The sequence below is a fragment of the Sphingomonas koreensis genome, from assembly GCF_002797435.1.
Taxonomy (GTDB): Bacteria; Pseudomonadota; Alphaproteobacteria; order Sphingomonadales; family Sphingomonadaceae; genus Sphingomonas; species Sphingomonas koreensis.
This window is the reverse complement of sequence record NZ_PGEN01000001.1, coordinates 2,566,608-2,583,344: the sequence shown is the minus strand read 5'-3', so window position 1 is coordinate 2,583,344 and position 16,737 is coordinate 2,566,608. Positions and strand designations below refer to the sequence as shown.

Annotated in this window: 10 protein-coding genes; 5 read left to right on the top strand and 5 right to left on the bottom strand. The window is 68.5% G+C overall.

What is annotated here, in order from left to right; genetic code table 11:
* Positions 1–55 precede the first annotated feature (55 nt).
* Both BDW16_RS12285 and BDW16_RS12280 read left to right on the top strand, forming a co-directional pair.
* Entirely contained in the window at positions 56–523 is a 468-nt protein-coding gene (locus BDW16_RS12285; RefSeq protein ID WP_174532015.1) for an outer membrane protein assembly factor BamE, read from the top strand.
* A gap of 114 nt (positions 524–637) precedes the next feature.
* Complete coding sequence (locus BDW16_RS12280) at positions 638–1,159, top strand: RcnB family protein (protein WP_066572293.1); 522 nt, start codon at positions 638–640, stop codon at positions 1,157–1,159.
* Between the two features lie 246 nt (positions 1,160–1,405).
* On the opposite strand, the gene pbpC is transcribed toward BDW16_RS12280, so the two are convergent.
* Both pbpC and BDW16_RS12270 read right to left on the bottom strand, forming a co-directional pair.
* Entirely contained in the window at positions 1,406–3,592 is a 2,187-nt protein-coding gene (gene pbpC, locus BDW16_RS12275) for a penicillin-binding protein 1C (RefSeq protein ID WP_422396480.1), read from the bottom strand.
* A gap of 163 nt (positions 3,593–3,755) precedes the next feature.
* Positions 3,756–9,521: an alpha-2-macroglobulin family protein gene (locus tag BDW16_RS12270; protein WP_066572295.1), complete on the bottom strand. Its 5,766-nt coding sequence runs from the start codon at positions 9,519–9,521 to the stop codon at positions 3,756–3,758.
* Positions 9,522–9,717: 196 nt separating this feature from the next.
* On the opposite strand from BDW16_RS12270, the gene BDW16_RS12265 reads away from it, so the two are divergent.
* On the top strand, positions 9,718–10,563 hold the full coding sequence (locus tag BDW16_RS12265; RefSeq protein WP_066572297.1) for a DUF6454 family protein: 846 nt from the start codon (positions 9,718–9,720) through the stop codon (positions 10,561–10,563).
* Here BDW16_RS12265 and BDW16_RS12260 read toward each other — a convergent pair whose 3' ends face one another.
* Complete coding sequence (locus BDW16_RS12260; RefSeq protein WP_066572299.1) at positions 10,564–12,726, bottom strand: methyl-accepting chemotaxis protein; 2,163 nt, start codon at positions 12,724–12,726, stop codon at positions 10,564–10,566.
* A 486-nt stretch (positions 12,727–13,212) separates the two neighbouring features.
* Here BDW16_RS12260 and pip point away from each other — a divergent pair, with 486 nt between their 5' ends.
* Together pip and BDW16_RS12250 are read left to right on the top strand one after the other, a co-directional pair.
* Positions 13,213–14,178, top strand: coding sequence for a prolyl aminopeptidase (pip, locus tag BDW16_RS12255; protein ID WP_066572301.1), 966 nt, complete (start codon positions 13,213–13,215; stop codon positions 14,176–14,178).
* A gap of 77 nt (positions 14,179–14,255) precedes the next feature.
* Positions 14,256–14,792 (top strand): DUF7010 family protein, encoded by a 537-nt coding sequence (locus BDW16_RS12250; protein WP_066572303.1) that lies wholly within the window; start codon positions 14,256–14,258, stop codon positions 14,790–14,792.
* A gap of 9 nt (positions 14,793–14,801) precedes the next feature.
* Here the strand turns inward: BDW16_RS12250 and BDW16_RS12245 are convergent, their stop codons facing one another.
* The gene (locus tag BDW16_RS12245) at positions 14,802–15,482 is read right to left on the bottom strand and encodes an RlmE family RNA methyltransferase (RefSeq protein ID WP_066572311.1); all 681 of its coding nucleotides are present in this window, start codon (positions 15,480–15,482) and stop codon (positions 14,802–14,804) included.
* Between the two features lie 10 nt (positions 15,483–15,492).
* Complete coding sequence (locus BDW16_RS12240) at positions 15,493–16,554, bottom strand: Ppx/GppA phosphatase family protein (protein ID WP_174532016.1); 1,062 nt, start codon at positions 16,552–16,554, stop codon at positions 15,493–15,495.
* Positions 16,555–16,737 lie beyond the last annotated feature (183 nt).

Here is a 16,737-nt window from a genome sequence, read left to right as displayed (position 1 = left end):
TGCAATGCATAGCGCCGTCCGTCATGGGCCCGCCCGCCCTGGGAGAGTGAGTTTGATGATTTCCGCCCGTGCCCTTCTTACCGCCGCTTGCGGTGCCGCGCTTCTGGCAACCGGCGCCTGCGCGCCGCTTCGCGGCTATCAGGGATATGTCGTCGACTCCGATCTGGTGAACTCGGTTCAGCCGGGCGTGGACAATCGCGAATCGGTGCTGGCGACACTGGGCAAGCCGACGCTGACCAGCCAGTTCAATCAGGGCGAATGGTATTATGTGGGCCGCAACACCCGCAACTATGCCTTCAACAACCCCAAGCCGCGCGAGCAGACCACGTTGCGCATCAGCTTCGATGCACAGGGCAACGTCACCGAAGTGACCCGCACCGGGGTCGAACAGGTCGCGTCGATCAATCCGTCGAACAAGAAGACCCCGACGCTGGGCCGCGAGCGTGGCTTCTTCGAGGATCTGTTCGGCAATATCGGCACCGTCGGCGCACCCGGTACCGGGCCCGGACCAAGCGGCCCGTAGGCGCCGTAAGCCTTTCATTTTGCTGACCGCCCCATTTTCGGGGCGTTCAGTCAGGCGGCTCTACATCCCGGATCACGCCGGATCGCTTCCGGCCCGAACCAAGGAGGAGCTGTGATGAAGAAGAAGCTCATGATCTCGGCGCTGATCGCCGCGGTCGCCATGCCCGCCATGGCGCCGATGACTGCCAACGCCCAGAGCAATCGCGAGGTCCGCCGTGACCGCGAGCAGCTGCGTGAGGAGCAGCGCGAGTTGCGCCGCGCCGAGCGCTATGGCTCCGCGCGCGACGTTCGCCGCGAGCGCGAGGACGTGCGCGACGCCCGCCGCGACCTGCGCGATTCGGTGCACGATCGCAACCGCCGTTGGGGCAATGACGACTGGCGCGGCTGGCGTGACCGCAATCGCGGCGTCTATTCGCGCGGCCAGTGGCGCGCCCCGTTCCGTTATTATGGCTTCCGCGACGGATCGCGGATCGCCCCGCATTACTACGGCAGCCGCTATTTCATCAGCGATCCGTGGCGGTACCGCCTGCCCCCGGCGGGCCGCTGGCAGCGCTGGGTGCGCCACTATGACGACGTGCTGCTGGTCGATACCCGCCGCGGCTATGTCGTCCGGGTGATCCGCAACTTCTTCTGGTAAGCGCGGATCGCGGTGCCGGCACCGCAACCTAGAAAAAATGGCCGCGCCGGCGGGATACGCTGCCGGCGCGGCCTACTCATGTTTCGGCCCCGAAAGGGTAGGACCATTTGCCGCAACGCGCGGGAATCGTTTTGGTTCGATTCACCTTCGCGGATGCGTCCGAAGCCGGGCTCTTTCCCGCGGTCCGTGTCCCAGTGGCAACAGGTCGGCACGGCGGCAAAGGCTCCGGATGCAGAGCTTGCCCGCTCAGCGCACCGTGAACAGCAACTGATCGACCACGCGCCCGCCGGGATCGACCAACCGCAGCCGATGCTGTCCCGGACCCGCCAGAATCATCGGCCGGGCGCCTGCAGGCCCCAGATCGCGTCCATCGAGCTGGAGCCGGTGCCCTGTCACCTCGCCCGAGACGGTGATCGCCATCCGTTGCCGCTCGACCGGGATGTCGGGGTCGAGCGCATAGACGCTGCCCGAGACGGGGCTGACGATGCGCGGGCGCCGTGATGCGGCCGGTGCCACCACCACTTCGCTCATCCCGGTTCCAGCGAGAAAATATTCGCGGCGGGGCTGCTCGACATTGCCGGTGAATCGGATCGCCCGCGCCTCGATCCCCGCGGGTTGGGCGGGTGCACGGCCCGGCACCTGGGCGTGGAGCGCCATCATCACGTCGCGCCAGACCGGTGCGGCGCCGCTGGTGCCTGAGACTGCGCGCATCGGATCACCCTCGAGGTTCCCGACCCAAACCGCGACCGTGTAGCGGTCGGTGAAGCCGACGCACCAATTGTCGCGCATCGCCTTCGACGTTCCGGTCTTCACCGCCGCCCAGAAAGGCAGGCGCAGCGCCGAATCCATGCCGAAGGTGCCGGCGCGGGCATTGGGATCGGCGAGCATGTCGGCGACCAGCCAGGCCGCCTGCGGGGTGGTGGTCGCACGGTCCGGATCGACCGTCGCGTCCTTGCGGACATGGAGCGCCGACCAGCGCCCGCCACGCGCAAGGCTGCGGAACGCCGCCGCCTGCTCGACCAACGTCACCTCGGCCGAGCCGAGCGCCAGGCTGTAGCCGTAATATTCGCCGCTTTCGGTGAGGCCGCGATAGCCGGTGTCCCACAGCCGGTCGCGGAACGGCTCGACCCCGGTCAGCAGCAGCGTCCGCACCGCCGGCACGTTCAGCGACCCCGCCAGCGCCGCGCGCGCACTCACCGGCCCCTTGAAGGCGCGATCGTAATTCTGCGGCACGTAGAGGCCCGACGCGGTGTCGAGCTGAACCGGCGAATCGTCGAGGATCGAGGCCGGGGTCAGATACCCCTTCTCAAGTCCCAGCGCGTAGAGGAAGGGCTTCAGCGTCGATCCGGCCTGGCGATAGCTGTTGGCGCCATCGACCGAGGGCGCGGTCGAAGCCCCGCCGATCCCGCCGACCCAGGCGAGAATCTCGCCCGTCGCATTGTCCGCGACGATCACCGCGCCGTCCCGCGCACGTGTCCCGCCCAGCCCCTGGAGCTGGCGGCGCAGCGCGCGGATCGCGAGCCGCTGGATCCGCGCATCGATCGTGGTTTCCACGCGGAGCCCAGGCTGAGTCAGCAGGCGGTTCGAAAGGTGCGGCGCGAGCCCCGGATCGAGCGCGAGGCTGCGCGCCGGACCCAGCATCGACGCGGCGGCGCCTGCAAAGCGCGAGCAATCGCTGTCTCGCGACAGGGCGCAGGCCCGCCGCGACACCTCCGCTGCGCCCGCCGAAGGATTGGGCAGCAGCGCCGCGAGCAGCAGCCCGTCGTCGCGGGTCAGCGCATCGGGCGTCTTGCCGAACAGCCCGAGCGCGGCGGCACCGATTCCCTGCGCCTCGCCGCGAAAGCCCGCAAGGTTCAGATAGGCCTCAAGGATCTGGTCCTTGCTCCAGATGCGTTCGATCGCAGCACCCGCGCGCATCTGGCGGAGCTTGTCGCGCAGCCCGCGCGATCCGGGCGCGGCAAGATCGGGCGACAGATAGGCCGCGACCTGCATCGAAAGCGTGGAGGCGCCACGCGCGCGCCGTCCCTCGATCCGGTCGCGGATCGACCCCGCGACCGACCACCAGTCGATCCCGTCATGATCACGGAATCGCTTGTCCTCCGCCGCGACCAGCGCCTCGACCGCTTGCGGCGCGACCTTGTCGAGCGGAACCCAGGCAAGGCGGCGCGCCTGGAAATCGACTCGCGCCGAATCGAGCAGCCGGCCCTCGCGGTCGTACAGCCAGGCCTCGGACGGCTTCCACGCGGCGACCGTCGCGGCATGGCGCGGCAGATGCGGCGGGCGCGTGGCGAAGTCGACGGCGGCATAGAGCGCGCTGAGGCTCAGGATCGCGGCGATGGCGATGCGGGGCCCGGTCCACCAGACGCGATGGGTCGGAGCTTCGAGCCACGACCAAAGGGCGCGGGCACGCTGCCGGAGGATGGACCAGTCCACCCCGTTAATACCCGTCACCCCGGTCCCGTGCCGGGGTGGACCGGGAGGCAGGCGCGGAGCGAGAGGGGCGATGCCACTGCCCGGGGAGCCGTGGACCCCGGCACAAGGCCGGGGTGACGGTCAGGGTTTTGCCGATGCTACGCACACTCGGATCGCCGGCCCATCACCGCTGCGCGATCACCATCGGCTGGTTCGGCACCGCCGCGCGGATCTCGGGCGAGTACATCGCCTCGACCTTCGACGGCGGCAGCTGCATCCGGCCCGCGGCGTTGAGCCGCATCACGTAAGTCACCGTATGCGTGCCGCGCGGCAGCCAGGCGAAATAGCCGCGCCAAGCATCGCGTCCGCGCTCGACATAGCTGGGCTGCGACCCGGCGGTCTCGCCGCCCTCGGCCAGCATTTCGGACTGGCCGCCCAGCGATCCGATCACCGTCGCACCCGCCGGGACGGGATCGTTGATCACCACCCAATTGCGGTCGGCGCTCGCCTCCACCGTCAGCGTCACGCGGATCACGTCACCGCGCGTCAGCGTGCCCTGCGTCTTGGCCTGAACCACCTCGGTCTTGCGGGTCAGCTTGTAGCCCGCACTCAGCGGCTGGGTCAGCGGCACCGCCGCCTTGACCTGAACCACAGCCCATGGCCCCGCCCCGCCCGACTGGGTGAGCGTCAGCGGCGTCTGGCGGCCGACCGCGGGCAGCGCCATGACGAAGCTGCGCTGCGGATCGGGCAGCGGCCAGCTCCGCGTCACGCTCTGCGTAGCCAGCGATGCGGTGGTGATCCCCGCCACCGCGCTCGCCGGATAGACCTGTCCGAACCTGCGCGCGGCGATCACGCCCCAGGCGTTCGCCGCGGTCGTGTCCCAATGCCCGCGCTGCTGGCGGAAGGCGGCGCCGACCATCATCTTCGGCCCCTCGCCCGAGAAGCTCGGACGGCCGAGCGTCGCAGCCAGTGCCTTGAGCACCGATTCGTCGCCCGACGACATCATCCACCATGCGGTGTTGGCCTTGTCGGAAAGGTCGATGCGCGTGCCTTCATAGACCAGCCGGGTCTTGAGCACGCCCTCTGCCGCGGCGCGCAGCTGTGCACCGTTGGCGAGGCCGGGCACCTTGCCCAGCGCGGCGATGTAATCGGCAAGGGTCGAGGTCGGCATGTCCTGCGGGGTCATGCCGATCTGGCCGAGCATGGCAGCATTGGCCGCACCCTGCCGCGCCAGCGCCGCAAACGCCGCGACCTTCTGGAGCCGGACATCGCCATAGTCCTCGTGCCGCAGCCGCCCGTCGAGCACCGCCTTCAGCGCCTCGATCATCCGCGCGCGCGGGCCGTCGGGGATCGGCAAGCCGGCCTCCGCCGTGATCGACAGGATATAGCTGGTCAGCGCCTCCGACCCGCGCAGGCTGTCCGACGGGAAGTAGCGCAGCAGCCCGTCGCTATCGAGATAGACCGGCATCTCGCCCGACAGGCGGTTCCATTCGCCCATGTCGCCAAGCACGATCGCGCGCGAGGTGCGCTGCTCGAAACAGCCATAGGGATAGGCCGCCATATAGTCGCGCACGCCCTGCAAGGGCGGGGCGAGCGTGTCGCTGAGCAGGATCGAGACGTTGCCGAAGCCGGGCAGCGCGCCCGCCGGCGGCTGGATCGCCACCGGTCCGCCTTCGCCCACGCGCACCAGCGTCGCGGCCCAGGTCTCGACCGGCACCGCCGGCGCGATCTCCTGGCTCACGGTGATCGCGTCGTTCGCCTTGCCGCTTTCGTCCTTCGCCGTGACTTTCCACTGGAGCTTGTCGAAGCCGCCGGGTGCAGTGAGGTTCCACGCGATCGGCACCGCGCCGCCCGCCGGAATCTCGACCGTCAGGTCGCGGCCTTGCGCCACCTTGGGCGACAGCTCGACACTGGCCGTCACCTTCATCGCCTTGTCCGAGCCGTTGCGCAGCGTGAACCCGGCCGAGAAGAAGTCGCCGTTGCGCACCAGCGGCGGGATGCCCGCGAAGATCGACAGATCCTGCGCGCTGCGGATACTGGTCTCGCCCGTGCCGAAGCTCTGGCCCTTGTCGCCCAGCGCAATCGCGACGAGCTTGAACGAGGTCAGCGCGTCGCTCAGCGGCACGTCGACCTGTGCCTGTCCCTTGGCGTCGAGCGGTACCTTGCCGCGCCACAGCAGCACCGGCTGGAAATTCTCGCGGTTGAGCGCCGACAGGTCGCCGCCGCCACCGCCGCCAGCCTCGACCGCCTTGCGGCCATAATGCCGCTTGCCGACCACCTGGGTCTGCGCGGTCGAGGTGAGAACCGAAATCGGCCGCTCGCCCATCATCGCGCCGAGCACATCCCAGCTCTCGTTCGGGGCGAGCTGGAGCAGCGCCTCGTCCACCGCGACGAACGCGACATCGGCGCTCGGCGCGACGCTGCCGTCGGGGTTGTTGACCTGAAGCGCGACCTTTGCGGTATCGCGCGCGGCGTACCGCTCCTTGTCGGCCTTCACCGCCACGTTCATGCGGTGACCTTCCCAGCCGACCTTCACCTTGGCGATGCCGAGCCGGTAGCTCGGCTTGGCGAGGTCGACCATCGCGGTCGGCGCCGCGCCCTCGCGTGAGAAGAAGGGCAGGTTCCAGCGCCGGGCAAGGTCCGCCCACCACAATTTCCACCCGCCGATGCGCCCGCGCACCGCCATGACCGAGACGAACACGTCGGGGGCATAGACGCCCTGCATCGGCACCTCGACCACCGGATTGTCGCCCGACAGCTCGGTGACAAAGCTCGACATCACGCCTTCGCGTTCGACCGTCACCAGCGCCGTCGCCTTGCGGAACGGCATGCGCACCTGGAAGCGCGCCGTGTCGGTCGACTTATACTCCTGCTGCTCGGGGATAACGTCCATGCGGTCGCCATTGTCGCCGCCGAACCACCAGTCGTCCTCGCCCGCCAGCCACACCGAAGTGACGGCGCGCGCCGTGTTGCCGCTCGAATCGGTGGTCGTGGCGACCGCATAGACCTCGCCCGACACGCCCGGATCGATCGCGCACTGCGCCAGGCCCAGTTCGTCGGTCGATGCCGAGCAGCTCGCGCTGATCTTCGTCGTCTTGGCGTTGTTCTCGTACGCATAGAATCCGCCGATCAGCCGCCGCCGCGCGGTCAGGATCTCGCGGCTGTACAGCGCGACCTGCACCTTCTGGCCCTTGATCGGCTTGCCATCGGTCCCCAGCGCGACGAAGCGCAGGCGGAGGTCATCCTCCTTCATCAGCCAGCCGTCGGTCTTGATGCCGAGCTGAACGCCCGAGGCATAGATCGGCACGCGGCGCGATGCGGTCAGGATCTCGCCATTGGCGTCCTGATAGTCCATCTCGACGCGCATCTGGCTGTTGCCGTCGAGCGTCTGGGGGATGTCGACGCTGGTGCGCGCAGTGCCGTCAGCGCCCAAAGTCACCGGCAGCGTCTGCATCGGCGGCAGCGTGACCGTGTCTTCCTCGCCCTCGCCGTTCAGCGGCTTGGTCCCCTCGGCGATCGCGCGGCCGCCAAAGCTATAGCCGTCATAGCCGCTGGGCGCGGAGATGCCGTCATAATAGCCGATGCGCAGCTCGACCGGCAGGTTGGAGGCACCCCCGCCCGAGAGATAGCCGACGAACAGGTCGAGCGGCAGGCTCTTGGGCTTGATCGCGGCCTCCTTCGGCCCCGCGACCGACGCCTTCATCGTCGGCAGTTTATACTCGTCGACCTTGATCGACTGGCTGGTCCAGATCGTCTGCTCGGCCCCGTCCTTGCCCGGGCCGACGAACTGCAGGTCGTAATCGCCCATCGGCGCGCCCTGCGGCACGTTCCACTGGGTCTCGCCGGTGCCCGAGGCATCGACCGTGACCGGCAATTCGAAGCTGGTGTCCGATCCGCGATGGCTGAGCTTCAGCTTGCCGGTAAAGCCAGCCGGGGTGATGAAGCCCTGCGCCACCGGGCGGCGCAGCACATGCTTCATGTTCACCACCTCGCCCTGGCGCACCAGCGCACGGTCGAAGATCGTGTGGACGATCTCGTTCGCCGCCTCATAGCCATAGCGCAGGTCGAAGTCGTACGGGCGGATGCCCTCGCCCCACGCGGTCAGCGTGAAGCTCATGTCATCGCCCTTGCGCGCCGAGACCATCAGCGGGTGCGAGCTCGCATCGTCGCAATTGCCCCAGCTCTGCGGCTCGGGAATGCCCTGCTTGACCGCGAGGCGGCCCATATCGTCGGTAGTGCCCTTGGCCAGTACTGCGCCGGTGCAGCTGTCGGTGACCTGCACCGCCGCGCCGCTCACCGGCTTGCCGCTGTCGAGCGAGGTCACCCAGGCGAGCGAGCCTTCGCGGCCCCATTTGAAATGCACCGCCATGTTGGTGACGAGCGCGCCCGCCGCGACGTAACGCGGCGCGTTGCGACCGAGCAGCGCCTGGCCGAGTTGCGGCGAGGCCAGCTCGACGACATAGAATCCCGGCTTCTTGAGCGGGATTCCGACGACCTCGAACGCCTTGCCCTTGCCGGGCAGCGCGATCGGCTCGAGCGCGGTGCCAAGGCCCTGCGGCAGGATCGACTTGGCACCGGTCTGGTTGATCCGGACCGTCTCTTCGCCGCGCTTGATCTCATCGACATCATAGTCGTCGGCCTTGTCGATGTTGCGCAGCCATTTGGCGATCACGCCGTCCGCGGCGTCGACGCGCATATGCTGGCCGGCGACCGACAGCCCCTTGCCCTGAAGCGAGGCTTCGACGTTGCGCACGGTGACCGGCAGGATGCCGCCCTCCTGCGCCTCGATGATCCCGAAGGGTGCTGCGAACTTCACCAGCGGCGGCGCCTCGTCGAACCGGACTTCCAGCGGGAAACGCTCGGCATTGGCGAGCACGCGCCCGCTCTCGTCCTTGACCCCGGCGGGCAGGACGAGCTTGGCGGTGGTCGATGCCGGTAGCGGCGCCTTGAACTTCAGGTCGCTGACGGTGTTCGCCCGCTTGTCGTCGTCGGACAGTTCGGGCGCCAGCTTCTTGCCGTCGGGCAGCTCGATGCGGACCTGTTCCGCCAAGTCCTTGGGGACGCGCGCAGAGAAGCGCACCCACGCCTCCTGCACCGGCGAACAACCCGCCTGGGGGTTGACGCGCGAGCATTCGAAGCGCGCGGTGAACGGCTTGCGCACGGTGAAGTCGAAGCGCTGCTCGGCGCCAGCGGTCTTGCCGCCCGCGCCCGCGATCGATGCGCCCCACACCAGCGAGACGTCGCGTCCCGGCGGCAGCGGGCGGCCGCATTTCACCGCCACCACGCTCGCCAGCGCCTTGGCGCGGTCGGCGTCATTGTCGGGCAGCTTTTCGGCGATGCCCGAATCGTTGAGGAAGTTGCGGACTTCCCAGCGCTCGGGGTTGAGGTCCTTGATCAGCTTGCCGGGCAGCTCGGCATCGAGCACCTCGACCGGGATCTGCTCGCCCAGCCCCTCGACCGCGCAATAGGCGCCGGCCGCGATCGAGGCGCGCGTCGCTGGCATGTTGGTGCCGATCAGGAAGACCTGGTCCTCCTCGATCTGCCCGCCATAGCGGCTCGGCAGCATGCCCTTCACCGTCGGCCCGCCGGCATCGACCTTGAAGGTCCGCGATCCGGCGACCGCATAGCCCGACAGGCCCTTCAGTTTCTCGTTGAGCTCGAACTCGCACACCGTCCCGCCGGGGAGCGGGCTGGCGAATTCATGGACGAAGGTCTGCTGGTCGACCCAGCGTCCCTCGCCGCCGACCGGACAGGTGACCTTGGCCGGCGCCGCGGCGCGCGGATCGCCCAGTGGCACCATCGGCGCGCTGAACCGGATCGTGAACCGCTCGATCGCGCCATCGCCCATGCCCGGCGTGGCAAGCACGACCTGCGGGCTGGAATCCCCCCAGGCGGCGATCGGCGCGAGCGCCAGTGCGAGAACCGCGGCGGCGCGTGCGAAATGCTTCATCGATCCTTCCCCTTGCAGGACGGCGCGAAACCTACCTGCCCGGCAAGGGCTAAGTCCAGCGCCAGCTTTGAAAAAGCGCCGATTCGAGCGGGCATCCGTCCCCTTGCAGTGCAGCAAAACTGAAACGGCGCTTTGCCTTTTCTGACACATGAATCTGCGAAGGGGCCCCGGACAGCGGCATTCGGGGGCACGTCAGATGATCCGCAAGGTCCAGATGATCGGCAGGGCGATGCGATCCGGCCTGCCGCTGCTGGTACTGGCGACCCTCTCGACCGCTGCCGCGCCCGACCGGTTCGACGGACCCATCGAAGATGCGCGCCGCATCGGCGAACTCCGGCTCGACGGCGAGCTGTTCCATGTCCAGGGGCTCGAGCTCGAACGCAACCGCATCTGGGTCACTTCGGTCGACGAAGCGAACCGCAAGGCGTATCTTCACGCGTTCGACCGGCGTTCGGGCAAGTTCCTGCGCCGTCTCGAGCTGACCGACGGCGCCCGCTACCATCCCGGCGGCATCTCGTTGTCCGGGCGCTCGATCTGGGTTCCGGTCGCCGAATACCGGGCGCGCAGTTCGGCGATCCTGGTCGAGGTCGATGCGGACAGCCTGGAGGTGCGGCGGAAAATCCCCGTCGCCGACCATCTCGGCTTCGTCGCCGCATCGGGCGACACGCTGGTGGCCGGCAATTGGGACGGCCGCCTGCTCTACGTCTTCGATCTTTCGAAACCCGCGGCGCCGCGGGTCGTCCCCAATCCCTCGGCCACGCGCCATCAGGACATGAAGTTCGTCGGCAACCAGCTGGTCGCCGGCGGCGCGATCACCCCGTGGAGCGGCGCGGTCGACTGGATCGACTGGCCGTCGATGAAGGTCGTGCGGACGCTGCGCGCGGGCGCGATCGGCCCGATCCGCCCGATCGGCCGCGGCGGCCCCTATACCGGCGAAGGCATGGCGATCGAAGGCCGGGACCTCTATGTCGTTCCCGAAGACGGCCCCAGCCGCATGTTCCATTTCCGGCTGGACGATCGCGGAGGGGATCGCCCGGCCTGATCAGGCCGCGACCGGCCAGACACCACCCTTGGCGATCCTGCCATTCGCGCCGCCGCGGGAACCGCTATCGACCTTGAAGTGCATCGCCTGTTGCGAGAGCGCCTGAACTTCCGTCGTCAGGTTGCGTGCGGCGGCTGATGTCTGTTCCACCATCGCCGCATTCTGCTGAGTCGCCTGATCCATCGTGCCGATCGCGACGCTGATCTGGCTGATCGCGGTCGACTGGGCCTGATTGTCCGTCGCCATCTGGCCCAGCAGGCTGTGCACCTCGGCGACGTCGTTCGAGATGCCGGCAAGCGCGCCGTCCACCTTCCGCACCATCTCCACCGCGGTCACGATATCGTGCTGCGCGGCGGTGAGCTGGTCGCGAGCGCGGCCGGCTTCTTCCTCGGCACGCATCGCAAGCGCGCTGACCAGATCGGCGACCACCGCGAACCCGCGTCCCGCCTCACCGGCGCGACCCGCTTCCACCGCGGCGTTCATCGCCAGCACGCGCGTCTGGAACGCGATCTTGTCCAGGCCTTCGATCACATCGTCGATGCCCTTGGCGCTCTCCGAGACGCGGGTCATCGCCTGCACCGTCTCGCTGGCGATCTCCCGCCCGTCCGCCACCGTGGCGATCGCATCGTCGGCGCGCGCGACGGTCCGTCCGGCGGCCTGGGCGGTAGCCTTCAGGCGGCCATCGATCTGCGTGACCGCAGCGGACGTCTCTTCGAGGCTCGCCGCGCTGGCTTCGGTCCGGCGGGCGAGATCCTCCGAGGCCCCGGCGATCTCGTGCGAGCCGGTGCGGATCGTCGCCGCGCTTTCCGTGACCTTGCCGATCAGGCCGCGCAGCGCGCCGAGCGCCTTGTTGAAGTTGCTCTTGAGCGCCGCATAGGCGGGCGGGAACGCCGCATCGATCTCGGTCGTCAGATCTCCTCCGGCCAGCGCTTCCAGATGGGCCGACACGGTGTCCACCACCTGCTTCTGCTCCGCGGCAGCCAGGGCGTCTGCCCTGGCGCGGTCCTCGCTGGCCTGGCGAAAGACGTCCGAGGCGCGGGCGAGCGTGCCGATCTCATCCTCGCGCTCGAGATAGGGAAGCGACTGAGCCCCGCCCTTGGCCAGACGGTCCACCGTGACGCTGAGCGCGCCCAGCGGACGGCCGACAATGGCGCGGACGGCGTAGAAGAGGCCGGCGATGACCGCTGCCAGGACCAGCACGCCCACCAGCACGAGCTGCCAGGCGAGGTGCTTCGCGGGCGCACCCAGCGCCGCAACCGGCACGTCCATCACCACGGCCCAGGTCGCATTGAGCGCGGGCAGCCGGAGCGGCCGGATCGTGCGGACGATGTCGCCGTCCGGCCCCTGCATCTCGATGCGCTGCGTCTCGCCGGTGGTCAGCGCCTGCTTGACCGCATCGGCGCCGGCATCGGCATAGGGCTTCATCCGGGCGGCGGCATCGGGATGCGCGACCCATAGCGCGGATTGCGACAGCAGCATGACCCGGCCGGTGCCGAAGGGCTTGATCTGGTTGAGGTGCGTGGAGATGTCGGTCAGCGCGATGTCGATCCCGGCGACACCGATAACCTTGCCGCTCGACACGACCGGGTAGGTGACCGAGGTCATGGTGATGACCTTGCCGCCGGTCTCATAGGTATAGGGCTCGGTCAGGGCCGCCTTGCCGCTCTCGCGCGACAATTTGTAATAGTCCGCCGAATAGAGGCCCGCCTCCACGTTGGGCTCCATCAGGACCTGGCCGTCGCGCTTGATCCAATAGGGCATGAAAGCCCCGGCGGGCGTCGATCCGGAACGGCCCGGTGCCGCCTGTCCATCGAAGCCGAGCGGCTCCTCGAAGAACCAGCTCGCCAGCGCGAGCGGGGACGCGTCGATGTTCGGCTTGAGCACCGACATCGCGATGTCGCGGTCGCGCACGCCCGAGCGGTGGAGCGTGGCCAGGGATGCGCTCATCGACCGGACCGTCGCATCGACCGTGCCGATCTCGCCGGCAAGCTGCTTCGATATCGCGTCGGCCTGGGCGTCCGCCGAATCCTGGGAAAGGCCCGTGACGCTGTTCGACGCCTGCACGATCACCACCGCGAACCCGGCGACGAAGAGGGAAGCGATCAGCACCCCCGCGATAGTCAACAGCTTCGGCGCAATCATCAACCGGCGGAAAGAGAGCATGAACGCGACCCCTATGATCCAGACCGCCCGGAAAGGCGGTATTCGATCCCATTATAGGAGATGCGCGAACGGACCGGCGCAGGCGTGACTCACGAATATCGAGTCAGTGCCGGGTGGCGTTACGGGGGCTCGCGCGATCGGCATCGAGCCGCCGGTGCGAACGGCGGACAATGGGCCGCTAGGGGCCTGACCGCTTTCATTGCCGTGATGCTGAGACGCGAATGGGTGGGAAGGGGAAATTGTCGATGCGCAGCAAGCTGCCGCGAAGTTGACAAAGTTGCGGGAAGCGCGATTCATTCTGTCAACTTCGTTGCCTTTGTCCGCAGCGGTCAGGGGATCTCATTGAACCCGGCGAATCAACGCGATCAAAGAGCGGCCGCCATGCGGCTGGTCGATGCAAGCAAATCAATTCCAACCTTGCAAGCCGGGCTGCCATGGGTTGGAAGGCGGCTTCCCATTGCGCCCCGCAGCCTCCACAACCGCCCCATGACATTGCGCACCCTCTATCCCGAGATCGAACCCTATGCGTCGGGGATGCTCGACGTCGGCGATGGCCACGCCATCTATTACGAGCGCTCGGGAACGCCGGGGGCCAAGCCCGCCGTCTTCCTGCATGGCGGACCGGGCGGCGGCATCTCGCCCACCCATCGCCGGCTGTTCGATCCCGCGCGCTACGACGTGCTGCTGTTCGACCAGCGCGGCTGCGGGCGATCGACGCCGCATGCCAGCCTCGACGCCAACACCACCTGGCACCTCGTCGCGGATATCGAGCGGCTGCGCGAATTGGCCGGGGTCGATCAATGCCTGGTGTTCGGCGGCTCCTGGGGCTCGACCCTCGCGCTCGCTTATGCCCAGACGCATCCCGGCCGGGTGAGCGAGCTGGTCCTGCGCGGCATCTACACCTGCACGAAGCCCGAGCTCGACTGGTTCTACCAGTTCGGCGTGTCGCAGATGTTCCCCGACAAATACGAGCGCTTCGCATCCCTGATCCCCGAGGGCGAGCGCGGCGACCTGCTCGCCGCCTATCACCGCCGCCTCACCACCGGCCCGCGCGAGGACCGGATCGCGGCAGCGCGCGCCTGGAGCGTGTTCGAGGGCGAGACGATCACCCTGCTCCCCGATCCGGCGCTGTCCGCACATCATGACGAGGACGCGTTCGCGCTCGCCTTCGCGCGGATCGAGACGCATTATTTCGTCCATGGCTGCTGGCTCGAGCCGGGGCAGCTGCTGCGCGACGCGCACAAGCTCCACGGCATTCCGGGAACGATCGTGCATGGCCGCTACGACATGCCCTGCCCCGCGCGCTACGCCTGGGAATTGCATCGGGCCTGGCCCGAAGCGGACTTCCACCTGATCGAGGGGGCGGGCCATGCCTTTTCCGAACCCGGCATCCTCGACCGGCTGATCCGCGCCACCGACCGGTATGCGGGCAGCCGCAACGGCGAGGCCTAGCGTCACACCCGCGCTGCATTGCCGCCGGCGAATCCCTGCCCTAACAAGCAGATAGGGGCAGGTTTTTGGGGGGCGGGATGCACATCATCGATGCACAGCGCGACATGCGTCGCGCCGAGGCCGGCGGCGGGCCGGGGGTTTTCGTCTCGGGCCTGGTGTGGCTTATCGCCGGGCTGGTCGAAAGCAGCCGCGGCGTCCATGCCGGCTTTGCCGCGCTCTTCATCGGCGGGATGCTGATCTACCCGGTTTCGACGCTGCTGGTCCGCTTCGTCTTCCGCCGCGAGCCGGAATCGCCGGGCAACCAGATCAGCAGGGTCGCGCTGGAAAGCACGATCGCGATGCTGGGCGGCCTGCTCCCGGCCTATCTCTTCCTGCATTTCGAGCCGGCCTATGTCTTCCCGCTCGCCGCGATCGCGGTCGGCACGCATTATTTCGCGTTCCGCACGGCCTATGGCGATCTCCGTTTCTGGCTTCTCGGCACGGTGATCGCCGGGCTGGGCGTGATCGGGATCTTTGCGCCCGCGATCCTGCCGGTCGGGATCATCTTCCTCGTCGCGCTCGCCGAGTTCGTCTGCGCGGCGATCCTGACCTGGCGCGACAACCGGAACGGCTGACCGGGCCGCTCAGTCCCCCGCGGGCTCCGGGCGCCCCTTGAAGCCCTGCGCGACCACGAACCATTCGACCGATCCCTTGCGGCTCGACGGCGGCTTGGCGTGCTTCACGCTGGCGAAGGCGCGCTTCATCTCCGCCACGAACTTCCCGTCGCCGCCGCTCGCGAACACCTTGCTGACGAAGGTGCCGCCGGGCGCGAGATTCTGGATCGCGAAGTCGAACGCGGTCTCGACCAGCCCCATGGTCCGCAACGCGTCGGTCTGCGGATGGCCGACGGTGTTCGCCGCCATGTCCGACATGACGAGGTCGGGCGCGCCGCCCAGCGCCTCCATCAGCTTGCCGGGCGCGGCATCGTCCATGAAGTCCATCTGGAAGATCGTCACCCCGTCGATCGGATCGACCGGGAGCAGGTCGATGCCGACCACCGCGGCCCTGGGGCATTGGCGGCGCACCACCTGGCTCCACCCGCCGGGCGCCAGGCCGAGATCGACGACGCGCTTCGATCCCTTGAGGAAGTCGAACTTCTCGTCCAGCTCGATCAGCTTGTAGGCGGCGCGGCTGCGATACCCCTCGGCCTTGGCCTTCTTGACATACGGGTCGTTGAGCTGGCGTTCGAGCCAGCGCACCGACTGGCTGGTGCGCCCGCGCGAGGTTCGGACGCGCGTGTGCCCGCGGGTTCCACCCCGGCTCATGCCTCGATCCTCATTGCGCCCGCGCGCCCATCAGGCGGCGGAGGATGCCTTCGCGGATGCCGCGATCGGCGATGCCGAGCCGCTCGGCAGGCCAGATGTCCATGATCGTCTCCAGGATCGCGCAGCCCGCGACGACCAGATCGGCCCGCTCCGCGCCGATGCAGGGAATAGTCGAGCGGCCCGCCATGTCCAGCCCGGCGATGCGCTGGCTGACCGCGCGCATCGATGCGGCGGGGACGATCAGCCCGTCGATCGCCGAACGATCATAGGAGGGCAGGCCGAGATGGACGCTGGCAAGCGTCGTGACGGTGCCGCTGGTGCCCAGCAGCCGCGGCGTTCCGCTGATTTCGGGCAGCCGGGCGATGAAGGGGGCAAACGCCTCGCGCACGCTTTCGCGCATCCGGGCATAGCCTGCCTGTCTTTTGTGCGGATCGCGATCGTCGGCGATGCCGCGCGCCTCGGTCAGCGAGACCACGCCCCAGGGCGCGCTGTGCCAGTCGAGGATGCGCGGCTGCTCGTGCGTCGAATCGACCAGCACCAGTTCGGTCGATCCGCCGCCGATGTCGAACACCAGCGCCGGGCCGTCGCCCGGTTCGAGCAGCGCGTGGCAGCCCAGAACCGCGAGGCGGGCCTCCTCCTCCGCGGTGATGATGTCGAGCACGATTCCGGTCTCGCGATAGACGCGCTGGATGAACTCGGGACCATTGGCGGCCTGGCGGCACGCCTCGGTCGCGACCGAGCGCGACAGCGCGACATGGCGGCGCCTGAGCTTCTCGGCACAGATCCTGAGCGCGGCGATGGTGCGCTCGATCGCCGCATCCGACAGCCGCCCGCTCGACGCCAGCCCCTCGCCCAGCCGGACGATTCGCGAAAAGGCATCGACGACGGTGAACCCCGATCCTTGCGGACGGGCGATCAACAGCCGGCAATTGTTGGTACCCAGATCAAGCGCGGCAAAATGCCGGGCGTCTGGCCAGCGTGCCCGCCCCTGCGGGGGCGGAGACGGTCTTGGGGCCGGGCGGGCCGGTTTCGGAGCCGGCGGGCGCGGCATCCTGGCGGAGCCATCCCCCATCACAAACCACTCACTTATGTTCTTTCCGTCACGGCCGAAACGGGCCGCCGGTGCTTGGCAGCGAGGCTAGCAGGGCTCCGGGGGCTGAGCAAGGCGAGCGGAAGCGGACGAAGCAGGCCTGATCGAGACGATCCGCCGAGCTATGTCACGGGCACGGCGTGGCTGGTGTCGCACCGCCCGGCG